Source organism: Liquorilactobacillus nagelii DSM 13675, from assembly GCF_019444005.1.
Taxonomy (GTDB): Bacteria; Bacillota; Bacilli; order Lactobacillales; family Lactobacillaceae; genus Liquorilactobacillus; species Liquorilactobacillus nagelii.
Genome location: NZ_CP049304.1, coordinates 947,447 through 970,607, shown reverse-complemented (window position 1 = coordinate 970,607; position 23,161 = coordinate 947,447). Strand labels below are relative to the sequence as shown.

The window sequence follows — 23,161 nt, the reverse complement described above, 5'->3', positions numbered from 1 at the left end:
GGAGCGTGAAACCCAAGATTTAAAAGAATGAATCAGTCGTATTTGGCTGACTAGTGAAAAGCGCATGGCGCTGGTAAGATTCTTAGAAAAGTCCTACAAGAACTAGTCCCGCTGAATCGAACTTGTAGTATAAAATGGTTTCAGCGATTAATGAAACAATTAGGTATCCCGATCCATTACACGCAAGAAATGGCGGCCAGTTACCATTAAAGAAGAGATAACGCAGGAGCGACCTAATCTCCTTAAGCAGGATTTCTCAACGGACCAAGCAATTAGTAATCAAACGATCAATGGGCAACTGATTTTGCATACTGATCAGGGCACTCAGTATACGAGTAAAAGTTATCAAAGTCGCTTGACTGAATTAGGTATTCGACACTCTTTTAGCCGCAAGGGCTGTCCTTACGATAATGCCGGAATCGAGTCTTTTCATGCAACTTTAAAAAAAGAACTCGTTTATCAATGTCCAGTCTATTCCACTTTTGAGGTAGCAAAAACTAGCTTATTTGACTACGGCTTTCGTTTTTACAATCGTCAACGGATTCACTCCGGTATTGATTATTTAACGCCTTTTGAAATGGAGATGAAGTCAAAACAAATACCCGCTTAATATGATTTTATTAACGTGGCAAATTTAACTGAGAGCAAATAACCTTTAGCCACGGAACTGGTTTTGATTTAAAAAAGTCTCTCACAAAATGTGTCTCAAATATTGACTTCGTTCCAGTCTTAAGCAAGAACATTTTTTGGATCAATATCATTTGAACCGTAAGCTTCAGGAAAGACTTAGTTTTGATTTTGAGTTAATAAAGCCGATGAAGAAAGCTGTTTATTCTTGGAATTGGGATCAGGTAAGAGTGATTTTAGATACTGCGGAAAGCAGAATAACAAAAGAAGATCAAGCTGGTCAAGAAAAGCGAATGGCATTACGGAAACTAGAGAATTACCTAAAGCGGAATTGGCAATATATTAAGCCAGCAAAGTTACGAGGGGTAAAGAAGCCCAATGGATTAGGAAGTTGCGAAAGTAACCATCGTCGATACACCTATCGTTTAAAACGTCAAGGAAGATCATGGAGTAAGGCCGGGTTAAAAGCAATGTTGCGAATTATTGATGCACAACAGAATGAAGGATTGGTGGAAGCAATGAGATTTAAGGAATTGGCAAAACGATTTACCCATCAAGTTAAGGACAAATTATCAAGTTTCAAGCTTTTTGAGAAAGTCCAGGCACCACATATAGGAGTTCTGCAAGGTAGGATAGTTCAAGATGCGCCAAGCAGTTCGGCGATTGGAAGACTAGCAAAGATCTTTTAGAATAGTTAAGATGAGAAAAGATTCAATTTTTGGAGCTACCGAGAGAAACTTGACACATACGCCAAGCATGAAACGTTAGCCAACTTTTGAAAGTCATGCTACAATGTAAACAGAAAAAGGAAGCCCTGCTGGAATAGGACTTCCCATGTAGAGCCGCTTAAGACGGTGGCAGATTTTAACGATATTTAATAACCGCTAGCTTGCCAGAGCTAAGGCGGTTATTTTTTTTGCTGACTTTTGATCAGCTCAACAATTAATGCGATTAAGGTCACGATAAAAGTACCGAAAGCCAGCATTAATTGTAAAGCGCCCGATACGGACACTTAGGCTACTCCTTTCATTAGGATTTATGGGCTTTAGAGGTTTAACACCATAAGCACCACCCCCGATTGGAAATAGCCACCGCCTTAACTTCTCTACTTAATCCATTATACAGGAAAAAGATTAACCAGGATATTTATTTATTTAATTCACTCACTCCAACCACCGCCGCCGTTTCCCACTCAGTAGTCGTAAACGACTACAAAAACCAAAATTAGTTTTTAAACAGCAGGATCTAAAACTCTTGCCCCCTTTGAAAAGGGACAAACCCCCAAACCTTAAAAGTGTGGGAGAAGCCCCCGCACCCCCTGCACTCGCCGTTAGGCAGGCGGAACAAGTGGTGGGGCTACTTGTTCCGGCAAGCCGGTAGTTTCTGTGCTTCATTGCAGCAAGGTCGGGTAGTATTTTTTTGAAATGCGCAAAAAGATCTCCACGCCTACCCTTGCTTCCATTCTCACACTTTATAGTTTATTTAATGCCATTGAATTTTTTATCATCTTATTTGTTTCTTTTGAAGTTGGTCATATTATAAAATTACATTTCATTCGTTAAGTAGTAATTCAGTGCCAGGTCATTTAACATATCAATTATTGTTATAGGAAGTTTAGCATTTGCATTGTAATTACCAATCTCAGTTTTCTTAGAAAAGACTAAATTGGGCAAATCGGCTTCATGAATTAAGTTACATCTAATCTTCTTATATATTAACTTTTCGTAAGTTATATACTTTGAATCAAACTCATCATATACATTTATTTCAGAAGCTAGCTTTTCGAGGTTGCTTTTTATTTTAATAGTAATAATGGCTGCCATTTTTAAGTCAAACTTGACAAAGCTTCGAAGCAAACATCAAAATGGTCTTAAATTACAAAAATTGGCGATTAACTTACTTTTGACTAACTTCGAGGTGATTAAAGTGAAAACAAAAATTAAGTGGATTAAGTTAGAATCAATTCATCAACCTTTAAAGCGTCCATTTGTGACAGCCTTGCATCGAGTGACTGAAGCAGCAGCAATTAGAGCTAGAATTGGTTTGGAAAACGGCTTAGTTGGATATGGTGCTGCAACACCGAACGAGAAAGTAACGGGGGATAGTTTAAAAAGCCTGGCTGTTATTATGGATGAAGTTATTAAACCACAATTATTAGGCCAAGACATTAGTGATTGGGAGAAATTATTGAATTTGCTGCAGCATTCAATTCAGTACAATACACCTGCTAAAGCGGCTTTTGAGATTGCTCTTTATGATTTGCGTGCGCAGCTTTTTCAGACATCCCTAACTGAGTTATTGGGAGCAGCACCGCGCGCAATTGCGACTGACTACACGATAAGTATCGCCCCAGCGCCTCAAATGCTTCAAGAAGCTCGGCAATTAGTTGCACAGGGCTTTACTTCATTAAAAATAAAACTAGGAGATCAATCATTAGCGGATGATATCCAATTAGTCAAGCAAATAGCAGGTGTTTGTCCTGACAATGTTTCTTTACGAATCGATGTTAATCAGGCATGGAATATTCGCCAAACATTAGCGGCAATCAACTCATGGGAAAAAGCAAACTTGAAAATTGATTTTATTGAACAACCGGTTAAGGCGAATGATTTGTGGGGGATGCAGCAGTTAGTTGCTAAATCAGCCATTCCAATTATGGCCGATGAGAGCGTCCATTCGTTTGCTGAAGCTCTGCGACTGATCGAGTTGCATGCTTGTGATTTGATAAATATCAAATTAATGAAAACTGGCGGTTTGAGTCAAGCGGTCAAGATTAATCAATTAGCTGAAGGTGCTGGCATTCAATGTATGATTGGCTGCATGATTGAAGCACCAGAAAGTATTGCAGCAGCGATTGCTTTTGCTGCTGCTCAAGAAAATGTTGTTTTTGTTGATCTTGACGCCGTATTTATGACCAAATCTGCTGGGATATCTCAAGGCTTTAGCAGTCATAAAAACCAATTGTTGCCTTCAAGTAGTGTTGGATTAGGATTTAACACCAATCAAGTCCGAGGTGAAGAAGCATGGAATTAAAGGATTCAATTAGTCACATATTGGCAAACTACCAGGGTCACGCAGCAATTTTAATTAAAGAAAATAGCGGTCAGACGCTTTATGCTTTGAACACTACCGAGTTATTTCGCTCTGCTAGTTTAATTAAATTGGCAATTGCTGCTTATTTGAGTAAAAATTTATCAACCGAGGATTTGCAGCGAACTTTGACAATTAGGGAGGAGCAGGTAGTTGCCGGGTCAGGGGTTATTTACCATTTAAAACAAAGAAAGTGGCAGTTGATGGATTTATTGGACTTAATGTTATCTGTTTCTGACAATACTGCCACAAATGTGTTACTTGATTATTTAGGTATTGAAAAGGTTGATCAGTGGTTGCAACAAAATTACCCAGAAATCACTCTCCAACGGCCGATGATGTCATTACCACTAAAGGGAGAAAACACGTTAACGTTGCAAAGCATAATGCAGCTCTGGCAGAATTTACTGCAACAATCAACGGCAGCCTCAACTGTTATTTTGTCGGCGTTAAGATTTCAAGATAATCGAGGCAAATTGCGCGCTTGGGAGGATTCAAGTGCCTTTTTAGGAAAAGCTTACAGTAAGACAGGTGAATTAGCGCATGAGGAACATGACATTGTCCACTTTTGTCTTGGTGAACGAGCAATTGACTGCGGAGTATTGACACATTTTGCGGCCAGTACTGAACGAATGTCGGCGATAAAGTTGCAACAAGAGATTGGCCGGGTGGTTATGGAATGGCTAACTGAAAGTTAATTTGCAAATAATTTGATATTAGAATTCGATAGAAAATTTGATATCTACTGATTAAACCACAAATAGCTAGTACTACACCAATAAAAACACTCGGAGTTAACCTAGTTTAACACTTACATTTTGCTATCCTTAAATATCAAATAATGATGAATAGTTGAATAGCTAGACTAGTAGTAGAAAAGGTAAGTGTTACTTATTGTAGACTTAGTCAATTCGCTTCATTCATAGACTCTCTTTAACTAGAAAGTCTATTTTTTTATACTGAGGGAAGACGTCTAAAAAATTGATAATTGGTATAAAAAGTAATCACAACTTGATAACATCATAAAATATAGGCTAATTTTTTGTGATAATAAAGATTGATAAAAATGTAATCAGAAAGGTAGAATAGAGCATTTGTAAAAATGCTTTGTTTATATATAAAGTCTATTTTACTAGATAAATAAACAAAAAATAATATACTTGTTACAAAATCGAAAACCTTTAATGGTAAAATGTAAGCGATTTTAAGCCTATAAACTTGGAGGAGAAAAAATGGAGAGATTAAAAAAAGGACGATCTTTAATGATTGGTTGCGGAATAATCTTGAGTGTAGTATGTATGGTAATTGTTTTTGCTCCAAAAAACGTTTCATCAGATATAACTACATTAGGAAAGCAAACTGGTTCGGCAACGGTTGGTTTTGGATCAGCTACAACTGGAGGAAGCGTAGCTAAGAGTAGTGAAACTTTTGTTGTTTCAAATCGTCAGCAGTTAATAAATGCCCTTGGAAGCAAAAATAATGTAGTTTCTAAAATAATTTATTTAAAAGGCAAAATTGATATGAATGAAAATAGCTCGGGTCAAGATTATACTGCTAATGATTATGCTAAAGGAACCAATTATAATTTCAATTCATATTTAACCACATACAATCCAAAAACTTATGGTAAAAAAGAACCCTCTGGAATACAAGAAAATGCCAGATTACAAGCACAAAAAAAACAAGCAGCTCAAATTGAAATTAATATTCCAGCAAATACAACTTTAATCGGTGAAACTGGAGCGATTATTGTTGGGGGTAATTTAGTGGTTAAACAAAATAATGTAATTATTCGCAACATCTATTTCGAATCGCCATATGACTTTTTCCCACAATGGGATCCTCTCGATGGAAGTTCTGGAAATTGGAACTCTCAATATGATTCGATTACGGTTAAAGGGGCGCAAAATGTTTGGATTGATCATAATACTTTTAATGATGGGTCTCACTTGGATAGTCAAGATGGAACATATTTCGGAAGAGAGTACCAACACCATGATGGAATGACGGATATTTCGGATGGGGCAGACAAAATTACCATTTCTTATAATGTGTTTGAAAATCATGACAAAACTATGTTGATCGGAAGTAGTGATTCAAAAACATCAGATACTGGTAAATTACATGTAACTCTAACACATAATTTTTTTGAAAACACTGTTCAACGAACACCTCGAGTCCGCTTTGGCGAAGTTCATGTTCTTAATAATTTATATGAAAATAATGGTTCAAGTTCCTATAAGTTTCAATATGCCTGGGGAGTTGGCAAAAATTCACAAATTTTAGCCGAAAATAATGTTTTAAATATAGCTAAGGTCAGTGCCAATTCAGTTTTAAGCAAACTTGGCGGAAATCAATTTTCAGACAGAGGGACGATTCTTAATGGGAACTCTGTCAAAATTGCAGCTATAAACAAGGAAAGTAACATATCTTGGAAACCAAGTTACTTTTATAATTTAGATTCATCATCTGAGGTCGAAAAAAAGGTTTTATCAAATGCTGGGTCAGATGTTTTGAAATGAAGTCTAACTAATTTTATTTTTAATTATTGACAAAACGATTGAATATTTAGTTAATATTTTTAATTATAAAAATATTTTTTTCATGGATATGATTCTTGGAGATGGCTTAAAACACCATTTTGAGAATCATATTTTTATATATTGTGGCTTTTATTCAGTTAATTATAAAAATAACTAATTACGAGCTTATAGTTAGTCATTTTGATATTTTTTTAATGAGAATTTTCAAGGATTAGTTTGTTTATTTTGGGACATTAAGCATACTGAATAAGTTCATCTAAGGCATCAGCCATCTTATCAGCTGAATTTAGCCACTTGTCGTCATTAACAACCATTGTTCACAGATATTTGCTAAGCTACGATTAAGCAATTAAGAGGAGAGTGAGCAGATGAAGCTAACAACAACGGACTTAACAAAAAGATATGGTCAAAAAATGGTAGTTAAAAATCTGAATCTTGAAATACCGGCTCAATCATTAGTTGCCTTTCTAGGGCATAATGGTGCTGGCAAGTCGACAACAATTTCGATGCTGATTGGTTTGTTGAAACCAACTGCTGGTCAAATCAATTTTCTTGATGAGCATAATCAACCATGCCAACCCAAAATTGGAGTAGTTTTTCAAAATAGTATTCTCGATAATGAATTGACCGTCAAAGAAAATTTGTATTTTCGGGCAATGATGCAGGGGAAACAGTCGGTTGCTAATATTGGAAAGGTAACAGAGGTTTTGGGATTGAGCAACTTCCTTGAGCAAAAATATGGTAGTTTATCCGGTGGTCAAAGACGACGTGTTGATATTGCGCGTGCCTTGTTGAATGACCCCGACTTTTTATTTTTAGATGAGCCAACTACTGGATTAGATATTCAAACTCGGACGGTCATTTGGCAGCTGTTAAATGATCTGCGTCAAAAAAATAATTTGACTATTTTTTTAACAACACATTACTTAGAAGAAGCTCATGATGCTAATCTGGTTTATATCGTTAATCAAGGGGCAGTCATTGCGTGTGGTTCTGCAGCAGAAATAATTGCAGCAAATACTGAGAATTATCTTGAGATTAGGATATCGCACAAGTTTGCCTTTCCAGCTAATTGTGAAAAAGTTGGTCAAGATCAGTATCGTATAATCGATCTTCCAATTTCAGCTGCGATTGATTTTCTAGCACAGAATCGAGCAGTAATTGAGCATTTTGAGTATCATCATGGCACACTTGACGATGCATTTATGAATTTAACTGGAAAGGAGTTGCAATAAAATGCTGCCATTAATAAGACGAAATTTAAAATTATTTTTCCGTAATCGAGCTGGAGTATTTTTTTCTTTGTTAGGAGCCTTGATTTCTTTTGGGTTATTTATTATCTTTTTGAAGTCTAATATGTTAGATTCGTGGAAACAATTGCAGCACCCAGCCAGAGTACTTGATCTTTGGATAATTGGTGGGACGTTGGCCGTGGCCAGCATTACTACGACTTTAAGTGCTTTATCCAGAATGGTGTCAGATCTTGAATATCGGGTTTTTGATGATTTAATTTTAACTGGGTTAAGTCGCTTGAAAATTCGACTCAGTTATGTTTTGTCAGCGACAATTATTGGAACTCTATTGCAAATAGCACTTTATTTAATAATGGTTAGTTATTTTTCTTGGTTTGATGGCATCAAGATTCCTGGATATGTCACTTTTCAAGTGTTGATAGTTACAATTCTTGCGTCATTTTCAGCTAGTTTACTGAATTTCATTCTAATTTACCGGATAAAAAATATTGATACTGTTGGCAAGTTTTCTTCAATCGTTGGGGCGGCTTCAGGATTTTTAGTAGGAATTTATATTCCAATTGGTGTCTTACCAACTTTTGCGCAAAATTTAGTCAAGTTAACCCCAGGGGCTTATGTAGCAGCAATCTATCGTCAACTGTTGATGCATGATATACTGAAAAATGTTCAACCAAATATTCTGCATAATTTGCGAAAAACACTGGGAATTGGAATTAATTTAAACGGCAATTTAACCACAAAATTGCAAAATTTAGCAATAGTTGCTGGTGTAACCGTAATTTTATTAATAATTATCTTGCTTAGCAACAAATATGATCAAAATAAATCTGTTAGTACGGAGTGAAATAAATGGAAGTACGATTTGAAAAAAACATTACAACTGGTGAAGAAATTGAAGTAATTGTTAAAGCAAATCGTTTAACTAATGATGTCAAGAGTTTAATGGCTTATATTAATCAGTTTGATCAGCAGCCACATCGAATTCTACCAATTAAAACCAATGACAGTATCATAATTGTTAAGGTGGACGATATCATTTTAGTTGATGTGCAAAAAAATACGTTGTCAATCGAAACATTGACCGCTAAGTATCTGATACAAGAACGATTGTATAAGTTTATCCAGAAACTGCCTAAAGATATCTTTGTTCAAGTGTCAAAACATGCAGTAATTAACCTTGATTATTTGCTGTCACTTGAAGATAGCTTTGCTGGTTCGATGACTGCTAAAATGGAAAAGAGTTTGCGAACTAGTGTTAGCCGCAAGTATTTAAGCGATCTGGAAGAACATTTAGGACTTTAAAGGGTGAATTGTTATGTCAAAAAATTTCAGAAATGTAATCAATTGTTTTGCAAACGGAGTCGGATATGGTGCAACAACTTTTTTATTATTTATTGCCTTTGATGGGTTTCAGAGTGTAACAACATTTAATGTGCTAAGTGTTTTAATAATTAGTGGGTTAATTGGGGTGCTGACTTTAGTTTTTGAACTAGATAATTGGTCATATTTAATTGAACTCCTAATCCATTTTCTTGGAACCTTTAGTTTGATTCTGGTGATGATGTGGTTGAATCATTGGTTGAGTTTACAAAATTGGTTGAATTTTTGCATCAGCTTTATAGGAATTTATTTAATTATCTTTTTTATTGTCAAGATGAAAATAGCTTCTGATGTCAAACGGGTTAATCAAAAATTGTCTGAACGGCATCAGAAGAAATGAGTGGGATCGTCGCATTTTTAAAAATGTTGATAAAGCTAGAAAATTGAATTTGAAGCGATCTTTAAAAGTCAGATTAAATCTGATTGAAAAGATCGCTTTTTTAATAGCTGGTTAACAACATTTACAAGTAGAGCTTTGGCTTTTGATAATACTTATTTGTGCTGCGATTAAGCAACGTCTGTTTTTAAAGAATAGTTTTTAAACGGAACTGTTTAAATAAAAGCTCAAATAATATAGAATAACGGTATCAATCGCATTTTTTATGCGGCTTAATAAGCTATGATTTATGTATAAATAAATGTTTTCAGAGTTTTTACGACTTAATTAGTTTGATAACTATACTTGCAAGTGGATACATTTTAGTAATATTATTCTCTTACTGAAAGCGTTGACAATCAATCCGAATGGTGATTAAATACAAGTGTGGTTGTTATAAAAATATAACAAGTTAGGGTGATCCTAATGGCGCGCGTGCAGCCACTATATCAAAAAATGTTAGATGATTTAATTTATCGAATTGAATCAGGAATAATTCCTGAAGGTAACAAGTTACCTTCGGAAAGTCAATTGGGTGATTCTTATCATGTTAGTCGAATTACCGTTCGGCGAGCATTAGCCGAACTTGAAAAAAAGAAATACATTTTTAAGAAACAAGGTCAAGGATCGTTTGTCAGAGAAAATGATGATGAGGAAGGAATAGGTTTAAAATACCTAAACGTCCGAAAAATCATTGAAGATATCGGTCTTGATTTTAGATTTAGGATAGTTCATTTTGATTTAGTTGTTGACGGTTCTTTGAAAAAGGTTCGCGGAATCATGAATCTTAATCAGGACACATATGTTTATAATATTGGAATTATGTACTACGCCGATCAAAAGCCGTGTTTTTATTTTGAAAGTTATTTATTATTTAGTCGTTTCCAAGTGATTTATTTATCGGAAATTTTAAATAATGATTTATTTGTTTTTTTGAAAAAGAAATTTGGATTTAATGCTCGTTTTACAACTAAGACAGTTTCAGGAGTAATTGATAAGAAATCGCAAAAGCTATTTGATTTGAGTCGCGGCGATCCTTTAGTCAACGTCTATCTTAGAGGCTTTGAGGAAATTGAAGGAACTGATAAAATTACTTTTTACGGGCATGCTGTCGCGGTTGGCGATTTAATCATGTACATTATTTAGTTTAAGGAAGGGTACTTATATGAATACACCACAAATTATTTTAACCAGAATCGATAATCGCTTAGTTCATGGACAAGTCGGTGTTGTGTGGACTTCTTCAATTGGTGCAAACCTCTTATTAGTAGTTAATGATGACACCGCACAAGATGAATTGCAGCAGCAATTGATGGCTGCGACAGCTGAGACATCAGGTGTGGGTATCAGATTTTGGACGGTTGAAAAGACAATTAAAAATATTTTTCGAGCAAGTCCGCGGCAAAAAATCTTTTTAGTTGTCAGAACACCGCAAGATGTTCGCCGCTTAGTTGAAGGTGGTGTGCCAATTGATCAAGTTAATATTGGCAATATGCATTATTCAGAAGGTAAAACACAAGTCACCAAGTATACCTATATGGATCAAGCAGACAAGGATGATTTGCTTTTCTTGGCTGATAAAGGTGTAGATGTTTATGTTCAGGAGGTTCCAGAAGATAAAAAGCAATCAATAAGGGATGTGATTTAAAGTGCAAGTTACATTAATGGAAGGCATTTTAATTTCGGTTTTTACCGTACTGGCAGGAATTGATTTCTGGTTAGAGGGATTTTATATCTTTCGGCCAATGATTGTTTGTACTGTTACCGGATTGATACTTGGAGATTTACGTCTGGGGATCATTGCCGGTGGCTTGACTGAACTAGCTTTTGCTGGTCTAACGCCAGTAGGTGGAACTCAGCCACCTAATCCGGTATTAGCAGGTGTGATGACGGTTGTTTTAGCTTTTACAACCGGCAAGTCGGCAGCAGCTTCAATTGGTTTATCATTGCCATTTAGTATTTTAATGCAATATATAATTTTATTTTATTACTCAGCTTTCTCACTGTTTACCAAAAAGTTGGATGTTTATGCCAAAAATGCTGAAACCAAGAAATTTACTCGTTTAGCAATACTACCGACGTTGATTGTTGGTTTAACGTATGGAGTAGTAACTTTTCTTTGTGCTTATGGTGCTCAAGCTCCAATGAAAGATTTAGTAAATTCAATGCCAGTTTGGTTGAGCCATGGTTTTGAAATTGCTGGAAATATTTTGCCAGCTGTCGGTTTTGGTTTATTGCTCAAGAGTATGCTTAAAACAGAATTTGTTCCTTATTTATTATTAGGATTTGCGGCAGCTTGCTTTATCAAATTCAGTAATTTAATGCCAGTGGCAGTAATTGGCTTTTCATTGGCAATGATTGTTTACTATCGTGACAAAAAGGAAAAAGCTAATCAGAAAAAAATGCTAGAAAAAATCGACGAAAATAGCATGGGAGGGGATGGCAGCGATGGAATCTAAAGAAACTAAGAATCAGCGGGGAAAATTAACCCAACGTGATATTACCAAAATGGCTGTCCGCTCAATTTTTAACCAGTCGGCTTTCAACTATGAAAGAATGCAAGCTGATGGTTGGACAATGGCAATGTTGCCAGCTTTGAAAAAAATTTACCAGGAAGACAAAGCTGGTTTAGCTAAGGCAATGACTGCCAACTTGCAATTTATCAATACTAATAATTATGCTGCACCATTTTTAATGGGTTTAGAAGCCTCGCTTGAAGAAAATAATGAGAAACGCTCAACGATTGATGGGCTGCGGATTGCACTGTTTGGCCCGTTAGCTGGTATTGGTGATGCAATTACATGGTTTACAATTTTGCCGATTGTTGCCGGAATTACGGCTTCATTTGCTAAAAGTGGGAGCATTCTTGGACCGCTGATCTTCTTTATTGTTTATGTATTTATGTTCTTAGCAAGAATTCCGATTGCCCATATTGGTTATAATACTGGTTCACGAGCAATTACAAAAATTCGTGAAAATTCAGCAATTGTTTCCCGAGCTGCTGGCATTTTAGGATGTACGGTTATTGGTGGTTTGATTGCGACTTATGTACAAATTTCAGTTAAAACGAAAATCCACGTTGCGTCAGGCCACTCAATCTCAATTCAAACACAATTCTTCGATCGAATTTTTCCAAATATTTTGCCGCTCGGTTATACATTTTTATTATACTGGCTGCTTAAAAAGAAGAATACAAGTCCAATTTTATTAATTGTAATGACTTTCGTGTTAGCAATTTTCTTATCTTGGTTAGGGGTCTTGTAAAATGAAAATAGTTGTAACTGGTCATGGCGAATTTGCTGCTGGAATTAAATCGACTGTTGAATTGCTGTTAGGCCCAATTGAGGAGATTAAATACGTTAATTTTACTGCTGGAACAACTGAAAGTGACCTCGACAGTAAATTTAAAGCTATACTAGCAGATGGTGGCAAAACGGTGTTCTTCTGTGATCTTTTTGGTGGAACACCTTTTAAACGGTCTGTTGTTGTCAGTGATGGTAATAGTAATGCAGCGGTAGTTGCTGGTTGTAATATTGGAGCTTTAATTGAAGTGGGGATCCAGTTGAAAACTTATCCAGGTTCAGCTGCTGATATGGCGGCCCAATTAATTGAATTAAGCAAAGCTGGTACGCGTTCTTTTGTTAAGCAAGACATTACTTTGCAGCCAGATGATGATTTTTCAGATGGAATTTGAATTGAATATATGAAATGTTGTTTCTTATGAAATTGTGATAGTCGTTAAATTAGATAACAAGCAAACGGTCAAACTACCAAAGGCATATCTCGGTAGGTTGACCGTTATTTTGACAATTAAAGAAGGAAACCTTCAAAACAATTCAGAAAGTATAACTAATGCTCTTTTTGATGCAAAGTGTAAATAAAAGAAAAATTATTAAGTTAAAAATCTGCGAAAAATGTATCATAATGTTTGAAGCAAACTCAATATTTTCAATTAACAATTTTGAAATATTTAAACTGTGTTGCTGGTTATTCATGGGGAGATTTTTTTTAATAGATTTTCATTATAAAGAGCGATGAAAACACCAATTATTAAAATAATAGTTGCTAATTCAACCGATAATTGAAAACCGCTATAAAGCGAAGTGATTTTGCTAACACCAGTTGCGATTAATTTTTGCTCTTGGCCAGATAGTATGCCAACAAATAAGGGTGTACCTAACGCAGATCCTAATTGAATAAAGGTATTACTAATCGCGATGGCATCTGTTTGCTCTTCTGCGGTTAAAGTTACCAGCATATTCGATTGATTTGGCGCGAAAGAAAGTGAAATTCCAAAATATATCAAAATATCAATTAAAGTAATAATTAACGCAGATGTTAATGATGTCACACGGCTCATAACAGCTAAACCAATGACCATAATTATTAATCCACTGGGAATTAGTAGGGTGCCGCTAAATTTATCATATACTTTTCCAGCAACTAAAGTTAATAGACTGCATATAATGGTTGCCGGAAAGATGCGTAATGCTGTAGCAAGAGGGCTTAAATGTAGCCCATTCTCGAAAATCATTGGTAGTAAAATATTCATAGAAAATTGGATCATCTGCAACATAATCAATATAATAGTGCCCAGTAAAAACACTTTGTTACTTAATAGTTTTACATTGAGCATAGGAACATCTAACTTTAATTGTCGTTGATAAAACCAGAGTAGAGAGATAATACCAATGGCTAATAACAAATATTTTTCCCATTGAACCCCAGAACTATTAATAATACTTAGAAAATAAACAATTGTAACTAATCCTAGTGAAGAAAGAATAATGGACAAAACATCAATTGGTGCCTTTGCTTCTATATTCTTAATGGAGGTAGTCCACAATATACCACCTAAAATAGTTATTAAAATTATAGGCAATAAAAGCCAAAATTCCAACTAGCCAATTGTAACAGTTCACCTGAAATAATTGGGCCTAATGATGGACCAAACAAAATAACGCAGGTACAAACACCCATAATAAAGCCCTTTTTTTCGTTAGGGGTAATTTTTAAAGCTGTATTCATCATAATTGGAACTAGTAGCCCAGTATCAGTGGCTTGAAGCATTCTTGAACTTAACAAGCAAACAAAATTAGGAGATAATGCTGCAAAAAAAAGTTCCGAGAGCAAATAAGGTTAATGCACCGCAAAAAAGTTGGGTAGTGCTAAATCTGCGAATTAAAAAAGCAGATAGTGGAACCATCACAACAACCACAAGAATGTAACCTGTAGACAACCATTGAACTGTGGCAGCATTGACTTGAAATGAAGTCATCAATTTAGGCAATGCGACATTCAAAATAGTTTCGTTAAAAAGGGACAAAAAACCGCCTAAAAGTAAAACCGCTAATGTTAATTTGAAATTTCGTTTTTTAACCAACGAGAAGACCTCATTTCTTAAAAAGCTAATGTAGTTGGCGACTGCTAGTTAATTTTTCTTTCCAGACATAACTATATTTTTCTAATAGGTCTTGTACTTCTAGAGGCTTATGGCCGGTAAGCTTTTCAACATCATGCGAGATAACAGCCATTTGATTTTGCGCAATGCCTTTTTCATTTGTAACCATGTCATTTGTACAAAATGGAACAGGCGAACGAGAATAATCACCATCAGTAGTTTCTGGGATTCCAAGATTAGTCAAGTAATCATGAAATTCAGCATCATTCATTGCTTGATATTTAAAGGAGATTCCTGATTTTTGAGCAATCATTTCACAAATATCACGCTCACTGACAGGGGTTAAACTTGTAATGTCATAGTCTTGGTTATCTGTTCCTTTTCCTAGTAAAAGAGCAGCCGCTACTCTAGCACTGTCATCTTTTGCGATGAAAGTTGCTTTTCCTTCCCCTGCATTAGTTCCCCAGACATTATTACTCAACATAGCTAAAATAACAGAAACAGTGACGTAATTTTCCATGTAGAGATTATTACGCATAATATTATATTTAAGACCGCTAGATTTAATGTATTTTTCTGTTGGTCGATGATCTTCTAGGACGTATTGATGATATCCAGGACGATTGGCACCAACAAATGAAGTATATGTTAAATGGGAAACACCCGCTGCTTTAATGGCATCGATTACATTTTTATGTTGTGCAACTCGCTTAGGTCCGTTAATAATACTTGATACAAAGAAAATGCGATCGCCTCCAGTAAACGCAGCAATCATCCCATTTTTATCATTATAGTCAGCTTTACGTAATTCAACACCAGCATCAAGCCAGCGTTGTTGTTTTTCTGTAGGGATTCGTGAAGGGTCAGGTGCCGTAAAAATTAATTGGTCTCCAGAAACAGAATTTAACATATTCTCAGCTACGCGTCCACCTAATTGTCCATCTGCTCCAGTAACGATATATTTTATGTGTAATTCCACCTTTCAAAATAATGTTAAAAGATTAACAATCTTTCGCCATTATCATAACAGCGAAAAGTAGTACAGTGAAATCATTTATTGTGATAATATATAAATAAAGGTTATAAATAAAAGAAAGAAGTTGATTTGATGGAGTTTCATCAATTAGAATGCTTTGTTGTTTTAGCTGAGACACTTAACTTTTCAACAACAGCCAAAACGTTATTCATTTCACAACCAGCAGTTACAGCTCAAATCAATAAGTTAGAAAATGAAATTGGTTGTTTATTGTTTAATCGGAATACTAGAAATGTTCAACTTACAGCAGCTGGTGAAAAATTATATGCTAGTTCTAAAAATATTTTGGTGGATTTAAATAATATGATTATGATTACGCGGCATAGTGCCCAAGAATCAACACTAGACTTTACAATCGGATATGAAAACAACTTGTTAAACAACGAACTATTACCATTGATTATAAAAAAGTTTAACCAGAAATATCCACGAATCAATGTAATCTTAAAAATGACAAATTTTCGTGAAAAAAACAATTTATTTGAAAGCAATCAAGTTGATGTCTTATTTACGATTCGAGACTTTACTACTACCAAAAGAAAAGATAATTTTATTGAACTCTATCGTGGTAAATTTGTTTGTACAGTTTCTTTAAAATCAAAACTTAAAACTCTTTCAGAAATATCTGCTAGTCAATTAAAAAAGCAAACATTAATACTATTAAACCCTATTACAGCGCCACCTGAAATGAACCTTTTTGAAAGGATATTAATGAAAGAAAATCCGCAAATACCAATAATTTTTTCAGATAATCAAATTAGTGGATTAATTATGACAAAAAGCAATTTGGGTGTTGCAATTATGCCGGATTTTATTGCTGGCAATGATCCCGAGGTTGCTATAATTCCCTATAAAAGCCCAAAATACGTTTCTTTTGGATTACTAAAAAATACAGCTAATTCTAGTGAGAATGAATCAATCAGTTATTTTGAAAAAGTCAGTAAAGAAGTTTATGGTGAATACATTAAGGAAAGGCAATTCAAATTAATGATGTAGAGAAATGAATTACTGAAAGTTATGTTATGCGACTAAAGTATATTTTCGATACTTGGTCGGGTACATACTTTTGTTTTAGCAAAATTTGCAGGTCATGGATCGTATTAATTAATATAATCCATTGAAGTTGAACCCACAAATATCTAAAACAACTTTTGCGGCAAAAGAGGAGGGATTTTCAGTTCAACTTTGTCCATTACTATTAATTTTGTGTGAGACTTTGTATGGGGGAGCTTCCTATATAAAATTAAGTTTTTGAATATTTTCATAAAGATATAATTTCACAAAAAAATGCAGTATGATACATAGCACTTACAGGTTGTGACGAGGTGACTTGAAATTCTTGAATTTCTAAATTTCAAAAAATACAGTAAAAAAAGATAATGTATCGTCTTGTATATCAGTCAAGAATTGAGTAGAGTTAGTTAATAAATAAGATAATAGCGACAATTAGTTTAACAGGAGAATTAATTATGAAAAATTGGCAAAGCCTTTTTGCAGACCGTATTTTAACGCGCGGTAAAACGTATTTTAAACAAGGAAGAGTAAAAAATGTGCATTATAACAAGCAGCAACAGGCTTGGACAGCTACGGTTGAAGGTCGCCATCCTTATCATGTTCATATTGGTTTAGATAATCGTGGTGAATTTGTTAATTTAATCTGTTCCTGTCCATATGCAAAGCAGGGTACTCCTTGTAAGCATTTGGCAGCTGTTTTTAATGCTCTGACGGTTGGTAAGTTATTAACCCAGCAACAAAATGCTGCCCCGACACCAACCTATAAATTTCTGACAAAATTAAAATATCAAGTCGATCAAAAAATTACGGATGATTATTATTTTGATTTAAGAAAAATCTTAGCTAAGGTTGATATTAATGATGAAATTTTTCAAAAGGGACTCGATATTGCAAAAGAAAATGGTTTTGTTCCAAAATATTTAGCATTACGTTATGATCGAAATTCTGAGTATAGCCAATATCCACCAGTATATGAACAAGTTATTGACGTTAGAGGTGCTACTCTGGCTGACAAACAGGCTTATTTATCCCTAAAACGTGATCGGATAGTCAGTGTTGGCTGTCAGATTTGTTTTCGATCAGGTGAATTTTGTGGACATACAACTATTTTATTACTGAAACTAGTTGATGAAATAATTAAAAATAATCCAGGCGACTTTACTGATTATTCAGGATTATCGCTGCTGAATAATTGGGAAGAGGCGAAAGCTAAGCAAAGTCAAAATGAACTGACTGTTGCAAATCAACAGCAATCAATTTCTTTGTGTCCTGAAATAGTTTTATTCGATGATGGCATATTGGCATTGCGGCTGAAGATCAGTGAAACTGGAAAACGCTTTTTCCAAGTCAGAAATTTAATACAATTGTTACAAGACTTCGATCGCCAAGCAACAATTCGCTTAGGAAAAAAACAACGCCTTTCGTTGCAGACTGCTAATCTAACACCAGATTCGTTGCCAATTTACGAATTTTTGCAGCACAATTTGGCTCCCTTGATTGATTTACAAACCGGATTTCAGCAAGCCTATTTTGAAAATCAGTTTACCAACTCATCATTTGGGTTACCAGGATATGGTTCGAGTGCCTTATTGTTGGGACCGGCAGCACTTGATGAGTTTTTTGAAAAATATATTGGTCAGAGAATAAATTTTATTGATGAATATACCAAAGAGACAATTGACTTAGAGTTGAGCGATGGTCAATTAGATTTAATAATTAATTTGAAGAAGTATTATGATAATAACAAAAATTTTCAGGGCTTAAAAGTTGAGTCGGAATTACCCGAATTATATTTTGGCAAAAAAACAGCTTATTATACAACAACTGACTTTTTTTACCGAACGAATTTACCGCAGGAAAGCCCGATTAGAGCACTTTTAAATAATAATGAATCAAAAAGTAAGCTTGATGCCATAATTGGTAAACAGAACTTAGCCGAGTTTTACTACCAGCAACTTCCTGATTGGGAAAAAGATCCTAATATAACGGTAAATCAGCCCAAGCTAACGGCTGCCGAATTACCTACTGAAGAAACTTTTACCTTTTTGCTTGACCAGACAAAACAATATCTAACTTGTCAAGTCATGGTTAATAAAAATGGCCATACAAAAAATTTGCTGGATCAGCTGGCTTTGCAATTTGGTCAAAATGGCCGTGAAAAGAGAATTGAAATAGATTTATTGGGCTTTTTTGACCAAGTTGATCAAGAAAAGTCAGTTTACCAAGTAGAACTTTCAGATGAACGCTTGTTTCAACTGTTAACGAAAATAATTCCTAGGTTGCAGACACATGGGATAGTTAAAGTTTCAGCTGCCCTCAAGAAAGTTTCTATCGTATCTGCGCCAAAAGTTTCGGTTGGTGTCAAATTACAAGGAAATTTGCTGGATTTGCAATTCAACAGTCAAGACTTTTCAGCTGCCGAACTACAACAACTTTTTCAACAATATCAGCTTAAAAAGAAATTTTATCGCCTGCCGAATGGTAATTTAGTGAATTTGAACCAAGGTAATCTGGCAGAAATCGATCAATTACAACATAATTTGCAGTTGCCGGCTAAGGAACTATTTATAAGTGACCAGCAACTAGGAGCCAATCGAGCATTCTTCTTGGATCAGTATTTAAAGAGTAATCAAGTTAACTTGGATTTAAAAGTAGACGAGCAATTTGAACAATTAGTCAAACAGTTTGAAAAAGTTGAGCAACAAAAGTTTGATTTGCCGACTGATTTACAAGCAACATTAAGAAACTACCAAAAAGCCGGCTATCAATGGTTACGTCTGTTGACAGCAAGTCATTTTAGCGGAATTTTAGCAGATGAGATGGGTTTAGGTAAAACTTTACAGATCATTGCGCTATTATTAGCAAATCGCACGGAAGGTTTCATTAAGCAACCGAGTTCACTGATTGTTACGCCGGCCTCCTTGATTTATAACTGGCAGGCAGAATTCAATAAATTTGCCCCACAATTAAAAGTTGTTTTGATTGCAGGTACCCAAAAACAGCGTCAACAGCAACTGCAAGCTGTAACAGCAACTAAGCCAGATATTATAATTACTTCTTATGATTTGTTGAAGCGTGATTTAGAAGTGTATCAAGGTTTGAATTTTGCTTTTGAAATCATTGATGAAGCCCAGTATATCAAAAATCCACGGACTGCAGCAGCTAAAGCGGTTAAACAGCTCCAAAGTCAGGTTCGGTTTGCTTTGACTGGTACACCGATTGAAAATGGGTTAAGTGAGCTATGGAGTATCTTTGATTTCTTAATGCCAGGATTTTTAGGAACTTATCATGATTTTCGCAGCAACTATGAAAATCCAATTATTAAAGACCAACAACAATCAGTTCAGCAAAGGCTAAATCAGCTAGTTTCACCATTTATTTTGCGGCGGTTAAAGCAACAGGTGCTTAAGGATTTACCGGAAAAAACGGAGCAGGTTTATCTAGTTGAAATGGAGAAGAAGCAACGAACTTTGTATCAAGCTCAAACTAGCTCGCTGAAAAAGCAAGTTGAACAGCAAAGTGAACAAGAATTTAACCAAAGTAAGATTGAAATTCTTGCAGGTTTGACTAAATTGCGGGAAATTTGTTGTGATCCGGCATTAGTTTTCACGAACTACCAACAAATATCAGCCAAACGCCAAGCGTGTTTAGATTTAGTTCAGCAGGCTGTCAGTGATGGTCATAAGATTTTAATTTTTTCACAATTTGTTTCACTGTTGAAAATGTTGGCAAAAGATTTGCAGACAGCTGGATTTGAGTTTTATGAAATTTTTGGCAGTACCGCAAAAAAACAACGGATTGTCTTAGCCGAGAAGTTTAATCAGGATCAAGTTCCAGTCTTTTTGATTTCGTTAAAAGCTGGGGGGACCGGGTTGAACTTGACCGGAGCGGATGTTGTGATTCATTTTGACCCGTGGTGGAATAGTGCTGCTCAAAGTCAGGCAACTGATCGGGCACATCGAATTGGTCAGCAAAATAAAGTTAATGTTTATTCTTTAATTAGTAAGGATAGTATTGAGGAAAAAGTACTCCAATTGCAACAAGCAAAACAAAAATTAGCAGATAATTTATTGAATAATGAAAAAGTTACCAGTGGTAAATTAACTAAGGAAGATTTGTTGCAGATTTTGGAGTAACAAGTTTTGTTATTTAGATTCTTAAATTTCTAGATTGGTGATTGATTACTTGAAAGGATATTTGTAATTAAAGATAGCAAAAGCCAGTAATTATCAAGTAATCAAACAACCACAAAAAACTGTTCATAAGTTAAAATTGAACAGTTTTTTTGTTAATAGTTTAAAATTTGAGTGTACAAATAAAAAATTCATATACGAAAAATGAAGGGAGTTGTTGATGGCACTTACGCAATTTAGGATATAATTAATATTTAGTTTACAACCCAGCTGTTTTTGCTTTTATTTAAATTAAAAAGGAGCTATATCATGGAAGAACTTACAGATTCACAAATCAACAAACCTGAAATTAGTTTTGCTGGTTTTTCAAAATGGTATGAAGAAAATAAATCAGATTTATTGAAAGAAGCTAATAAGTGGAAAAAGCAAAATGAAAAATTAACTTCAGAGTTTTTAACAGAGTGGCCACTTGAACGATTAAGAACATTAAAGATTGATGAATATGTAATTGGTAAGGGATCACAAAACAAATCTTTTTGTCATGAAATAGAAAATGGAAAGTATGCAAAAATGTATCTTGGAATAGGAGGAGGAAATGCTGGCAAGTTTGGAATTTATTGGAGTAAAAAAGCCCAAACTTATTATGATCAAAATAACCGAGCTATTCCAGCGGATGAATTAGATGAAAAATTTACGCTGCTTAAAAAAGATTTATTTTTGATTATTAAGAAGGGTATAAGTTCGGAGTTTTCTGATGATGTATTCAATAGTTCTATTCGAGCAAATTCGTTTTTCAATCGCTCAGCGCTAGTAACAAAATTACTTTGTGCTTATTCTAAAAAAGAGATTTTTTCTGGAATTAATATGAATAAAGGCAAAGATCTTAGAGAATTGTGGGATAAGCTGGTTAAGCTAAATACCAATGGGTGGGTGTATAAACAAAATTTTGACATAACAGCAGCTATTTCAAATAAGTATCCTGAGTTAGACGGAAGCTTACTGAGCAGGATTCTTTGGCAATATCGAAATGCCGTACTTACCAGCTGAAGATACTAACAAAAGTAAATTAAGTGCTGATGAGAAAGAAAAAGAGAATATGATTACATATAAAAACGAATATTCAACAGTAGTATTAAACGAAAAAAATGTTATTTTCCATGGTGCACCCGGTACCGGTAAAACATACTTAGCAAACCAAATCGCAGCTGATATTGTTTCGGAAGGTCGAACAACTAATGTAGCCAAATTAACCAGTGAACAAAAACAAAGAATTGGTTTTGTTCAGTTTCATCCCAGCTACGATTATACAGATTTTGTTGAAGGGTTAAGACCAGCAACTTCCGATGATGGCGTGGTTAACTTTTACTTGAAATCAGGCAGTTTTATGTCTTTTGTCGAAAAAGCAAAGGCAGCTAAATTAGTTAAGGGACAAGATAATTTTGAGGAAGCTTGGCAAAAATTCTTTTCTGAAGTAACGGATCAAGGGATTACCGGTACTGGTTATAACGAATTAAAAACTTTAACGGGAAAACCAATCAAAAATCTCGTTTCTTATGATCGAAATGGGGTGCAGGTTGTATACCCAGATAAGACAAAGATGTATTGGAATCATGATCAAATTTATAGGGTATATTGTGGGTTACCGGGAGTACCTAAAGGTGGTTTAGATTCATATCGAAAAGCTGTTGTGTCTCACTTGAAAGCTGAATTTGGACTTAAGCCTTATAAACCGGCAGTTGTTTCAGAATCGAATGAGAAGAAGTATGTTTTTATTATTGATGAAATAAATCGTGGCGAGATTTCTAAAATATTTGGTGAACTTTTCTTTTCAATAGATCCGGAATATCGTGATAATAAAGAAGGAGTTTTCACACAATATGCTAACCTTCACAAAAATACTGAAGAAAAGTTTTATATTCCAGGCAATGTTTATATCATTGGAACTATGAATGATATTGACCGTTCAGTTGACACTTTTGACTTTGCAATGCGACGTCGTTTTACATTCATTGAAATAACTGCTGAAGAATCAGCCGAAAACATGAATCTTAATGCTGAAGTCAAGGAACAAATGAAACGGCTTAATGAAGCTATTATTAAAGAAGGCAGATTAACAACAGATTACCAAATTGGAGCAAGCTACTTTAAAAATTTGGTTACACCAGAAATTACTAAAGAGGATGCTCCGTTATGGAATAACAAACTTTATCCTTTACTAAAAGATTATTTTCGTGGTGAACGTGAAGCTAAAAGTAAATTAGACAAAATTAGTAAGAGTTATTTTTCAAAAAACAAGGAGGGCTGATTT

23 protein-coding genes and 1 pseudogene are annotated in these 23,161 nt (G+C 34.8%); 18 read left to right on the top strand and 6 right to left on the bottom strand.

The features are described 5' to 3' along the window. Window positions 1-175: 175 nt before the first annotated feature. Together G6O73_RS05075 and G6O73_RS05070 are read left to right on the top strand one after the other, a co-directional pair. Complete coding sequence (locus tag G6O73_RS05075) at window positions 176-610, top strand: integrase core domain-containing protein (RefSeq protein ID WP_157056712.1); 435 nt, start codon at window positions 176-178, stop codon at window positions 608-610. Between the two features lie 136 nt (window positions 611-746). After that, window positions 747-1,316 carry a UPF0236 family transposase-like protein gene (locus G6O73_RS05070; RefSeq protein WP_148126600.1) on the top strand — a complete coding sequence of 190 codons (570 nt, stop codon included), beginning with the start codon at window positions 747-749 and terminating at the stop codon, window positions 1,314-1,316. A gap of 218 nt (window positions 1,317-1,534) precedes the next feature. Here the strand turns inward: G6O73_RS05070 and G6O73_RS05065 are convergent, their stop codons facing one another. Further along, the gene (locus tag G6O73_RS05065) at window positions 1,535-1,639 is read right to left on the bottom strand and encodes a putative holin-like toxin (protein WP_057886207.1); all 105 of its coding nucleotides are present in this window, start codon (window positions 1,637-1,639) and stop codon (window positions 1,535-1,537) included. A 532-nt stretch (window positions 1,640-2,171) separates the two neighbouring features. After that, window positions 2,172-2,450, bottom strand: coding sequence for a hypothetical protein (locus tag G6O73_RS05060; protein ID WP_187327509.1), 279 nt, complete (start codon window positions 2,448-2,450; stop codon window positions 2,172-2,174). Between the two features lie 103 nt (window positions 2,451-2,553). On the opposite strand from G6O73_RS05060, the gene G6O73_RS05055 reads away from it, so the two are divergent. The 12 genes from G6O73_RS05055 (at window position 2,554) to G6O73_RS05000 (ending at window position 12,963) form a co-directional block, all read left to right on the top strand. Then, a complete protein-coding gene (locus tag G6O73_RS05055; protein WP_057886242.1) occupies window positions 2,554-3,660 on the top strand; it encodes a dipeptide epimerase in 1,107 nt (368 codons plus the stop codon). Next, entirely contained in the window at window positions 3,651-4,415 is a 765-nt protein-coding gene (locus G6O73_RS05050; protein WP_057886206.1) for a serine hydrolase, read from the top strand. Before G6O73_RS05055 ends, G6O73_RS05050 begins: the two co-directional genes overlap by 10 nt. A 534-nt stretch (window positions 4,416-4,949) precedes the next feature. Further along, window positions 4,950-6,239, top strand: a complete 1,290-nt coding sequence (locus G6O73_RS05045; protein ID WP_235805085.1) for a pectate lyase family protein — start codon at window positions 4,950-4,952, stop codon at window positions 6,237-6,239. Window positions 6,240-6,628: 389 nt separating this feature from the next. Further along, window positions 6,629-7,495: an ABC transporter ATP-binding protein gene (locus tag G6O73_RS05040; RefSeq protein ID WP_057886205.1), complete on the top strand. Its 867-nt coding sequence runs from the start codon at window positions 6,629-6,631 to the stop codon at window positions 7,493-7,495. A gap of 1 nt (window position 7,496) precedes the next feature. Continuing rightward, on the top strand, window positions 7,497-8,357 hold the full coding sequence (locus G6O73_RS05035; RefSeq protein WP_057886204.1) for an ABC transporter permease: 861 nt from the start codon (window positions 7,497-7,499) through the stop codon (window positions 8,355-8,357). A 5-nt stretch (window positions 8,358-8,362) separates the two neighbouring features. Next, on the top strand, window positions 8,363-8,815 hold the full coding sequence (locus G6O73_RS05030) for a LytTR family DNA-binding domain-containing protein (RefSeq protein WP_057886203.1): 453 nt from the start codon (window positions 8,363-8,365) through the stop codon (window positions 8,813-8,815). A 13-nt stretch (window positions 8,816-8,828) separates the two neighbouring features. Then, on the top strand, window positions 8,829-9,233 hold the full coding sequence (locus G6O73_RS05025; RefSeq protein ID WP_057886202.1) for a DUF3021 domain-containing protein: 405 nt from the start codon (window positions 8,829-8,831) through the stop codon (window positions 9,231-9,233). 462 nt (window positions 9,234-9,695) lie between these two features. Continuing rightward, window positions 9,696-10,415: a GntR family transcriptional regulator gene (locus G6O73_RS05020; protein ID WP_057886201.1), complete on the top strand. Its 720-nt coding sequence runs from the start codon at window positions 9,696-9,698 to the stop codon at window positions 10,413-10,415. 19 nt (window positions 10,416-10,434) lie between these two features. Then, a complete protein-coding gene (agaB, locus tag G6O73_RS05015; RefSeq protein WP_057886200.1) occupies window positions 10,435-10,917 on the top strand; it encodes a PTS galactosamine transporter subunit IIB in 483 nt (160 codons plus the stop codon). 1 nt (window position 10,918) lies between these two features. Beyond that, window positions 10,919-11,728 carry a PTS galactosamine transporter subunit IIC gene (gene agaC / locus G6O73_RS05010; protein ID WP_057886199.1) on the top strand — a complete coding sequence of 270 codons (810 nt, stop codon included), beginning with the start codon at window positions 10,919-10,921 and terminating at the stop codon, window positions 11,726-11,728. Next, a complete protein-coding gene (gene agaD / locus G6O73_RS05005) occupies window positions 11,718-12,533 on the top strand; it encodes a PTS galactosamine transporter subunit IID (RefSeq protein WP_057886198.1) in 816 nt (271 codons plus the stop codon). The genes agaC and agaD overlap by 11 nt, the downstream gene beginning before the upstream one ends. 1 nt (window position 12,534) lies before the next feature. Next, on the top strand, window positions 12,535-12,963 hold the full coding sequence (locus G6O73_RS05000; protein ID WP_057886197.1) for a PTS sugar transporter subunit IIA: 429 nt from the start codon (window positions 12,535-12,537) through the stop codon (window positions 12,961-12,963). Between the two features lie 297 nt (window positions 12,964-13,260). On the opposite strand, the gene G6O73_RS04995 is transcribed toward G6O73_RS05000, so the two are convergent. The 4 genes from G6O73_RS04995 to G6O73_RS04980 form a co-directional block, all read right to left on the bottom strand. Further along, window positions 13,261-14,169 (bottom strand): MFS transporter, encoded by a 909-nt coding sequence (locus G6O73_RS04995; protein ID WP_202813155.1) that lies wholly within the window; start codon window positions 14,167-14,169, stop codon window positions 13,261-13,263. Next, window positions 14,142-14,297 (bottom strand): hypothetical protein, encoded by a 156-nt coding sequence (locus G6O73_RS12965; RefSeq protein WP_336512542.1) that lies wholly within the window; start codon window positions 14,295-14,297, stop codon window positions 14,142-14,144. The genes G6O73_RS04995 and G6O73_RS12965 overlap by 28 nt, the downstream gene beginning before the upstream one ends. A gap of 67 nt (window positions 14,298-14,364) precedes the next feature. Further along, complete coding sequence (locus tag G6O73_RS13050) at window positions 14,365-14,559, bottom strand: hypothetical protein (protein WP_419504876.1); 195 nt, start codon at window positions 14,557-14,559, stop codon at window positions 14,365-14,367. A 118-nt stretch (window positions 14,560-14,677) separates the two neighbouring features. Further along, window positions 14,678-15,649, bottom strand: a complete 972-nt coding sequence (locus G6O73_RS04980; protein WP_235805084.1) for an NmrA family NAD(P)-binding protein — start codon at window positions 15,647-15,649, stop codon at window positions 14,678-14,680. A 129-nt stretch (window positions 15,650-15,778) separates the two neighbouring features. Between G6O73_RS04980 and G6O73_RS04975 the strand changes: the two genes are divergently transcribed. The 4 genes and pseudogenes from G6O73_RS04975 to G6O73_RS04960 all read left to right on the top strand — a co-directional run. Continuing rightward, complete coding sequence (locus G6O73_RS04975) at window positions 15,779-16,702, top strand: LysR family transcriptional regulator (RefSeq protein ID WP_057886193.1); 924 nt, start codon at window positions 15,779-15,781, stop codon at window positions 16,700-16,702. A gap of 473 nt (window positions 16,703-17,175) precedes the next feature. Beyond that, window positions 17,176-20,856 carry a DEAD/DEAH box helicase gene (locus G6O73_RS04970; protein ID WP_057886192.1) on the top strand — a complete coding sequence of 1,227 codons (3,681 nt, stop codon included), beginning with the start codon at window positions 17,176-17,178 and terminating at the stop codon, window positions 20,854-20,856. Between the two features lie 306 nt (window positions 20,857-21,162). Then, on the top strand, window positions 21,163-21,900 hold the full coding sequence (locus tag G6O73_RS04965; RefSeq protein ID WP_057886191.1) for a hypothetical protein: 738 nt from the start codon (window positions 21,163-21,165) through the stop codon (window positions 21,898-21,900). A 70-nt stretch (window positions 21,901-21,970) separates the two neighbouring features. Next, window positions 21,971-23,158 (top strand): annotated as a pseudogene (locus tag G6O73_RS04960) (McrB family protein); the annotation flags it as partial. Window positions 23,159-23,161: the final 3 nt, after the last annotated feature.

What these genes read in the sequence shown, in the direction of transcription:
- G6O73_RS05060 (WP_187327509.1), bottom strand. Translation starts at nt 2,450, where the DNA reads ATGGCAGCCATTATTACTATTAAAATAAAAAGCAACCTCGAAAAGCTA.
- G6O73_RS05050 (WP_057886206.1), top strand. Translation starts at nt 3,651, where the DNA reads ATGGAATTAAAGGATTCAATTAGTCACATATTGGCAAACTACCAGGGT.
- G6O73_RS05045 (WP_235805085.1), top strand. Translation starts at nt 4,950, where the DNA reads ATGGAGAGATTAAAAAAAGGACGATCTTTAATGATTGGTTGCGGAATA.
- G6O73_RS05040 (WP_057886205.1), top strand. Translation starts at nt 6,629, where the DNA reads ATGAAGCTAACAACAACGGACTTAACAAAAAGATATGGTCAAAAAATG.
- G6O73_RS05035 (WP_057886204.1), top strand. Translation starts at nt 7,497, where the DNA reads ATGCTGCCATTAATAAGACGAAATTTAAAATTATTTTTCCGTAATCGA.
- G6O73_RS05030 (WP_057886203.1), top strand. Translation starts at nt 8,363, where the DNA reads ATGGAAGTACGATTTGAAAAAAACATTACAACTGGTGAAGAAATTGAA.
- G6O73_RS05025 (WP_057886202.1), top strand. Translation starts at nt 8,829, where the DNA reads ATGTCAAAAAATTTCAGAAATGTAATCAATTGTTTTGCAAACGGAGTC.
- G6O73_RS05020 (WP_057886201.1), top strand. Translation starts at nt 9,696, where the DNA reads ATGGCGCGCGTGCAGCCACTATATCAAAAAATGTTAGATGATTTAATT.
- agaB (WP_057886200.1), top strand. Translation starts at nt 10,435, where the DNA reads ATGAATACACCACAAATTATTTTAACCAGAATCGATAATCGCTTAGTT.
- agaD (WP_057886198.1), top strand. Translation starts at nt 11,718, where the DNA reads ATGGAATCTAAAGAAACTAAGAATCAGCGGGGAAAATTAACCCAACGT.
- G6O73_RS05000 (WP_057886197.1), top strand. Translation starts at nt 12,535, where the DNA reads ATGAAAATAGTTGTAACTGGTCATGGCGAATTTGCTGCTGGAATTAAA.
- G6O73_RS12965 (WP_336512542.1), bottom strand. Translation starts at nt 14,297, where the DNA reads ATGAATACAGCTTTAAAAATTACCCCTAACGAAAAAAAGGGCTTTATT.
- G6O73_RS04975 (WP_057886193.1), top strand. Translation starts at nt 15,779, where the DNA reads ATGGAGTTTCATCAATTAGAATGCTTTGTTGTTTTAGCTGAGACACTT.
- G6O73_RS04970 (WP_057886192.1), top strand. Translation starts at nt 17,176, where the DNA reads ATGAAAAATTGGCAAAGCCTTTTTGCAGACCGTATTTTAACGCGCGGT.
- G6O73_RS04965 (WP_057886191.1), top strand. Translation starts at nt 21,163, where the DNA reads ATGGAAGAACTTACAGATTCACAAATCAACAAACCTGAAATTAGTTTT.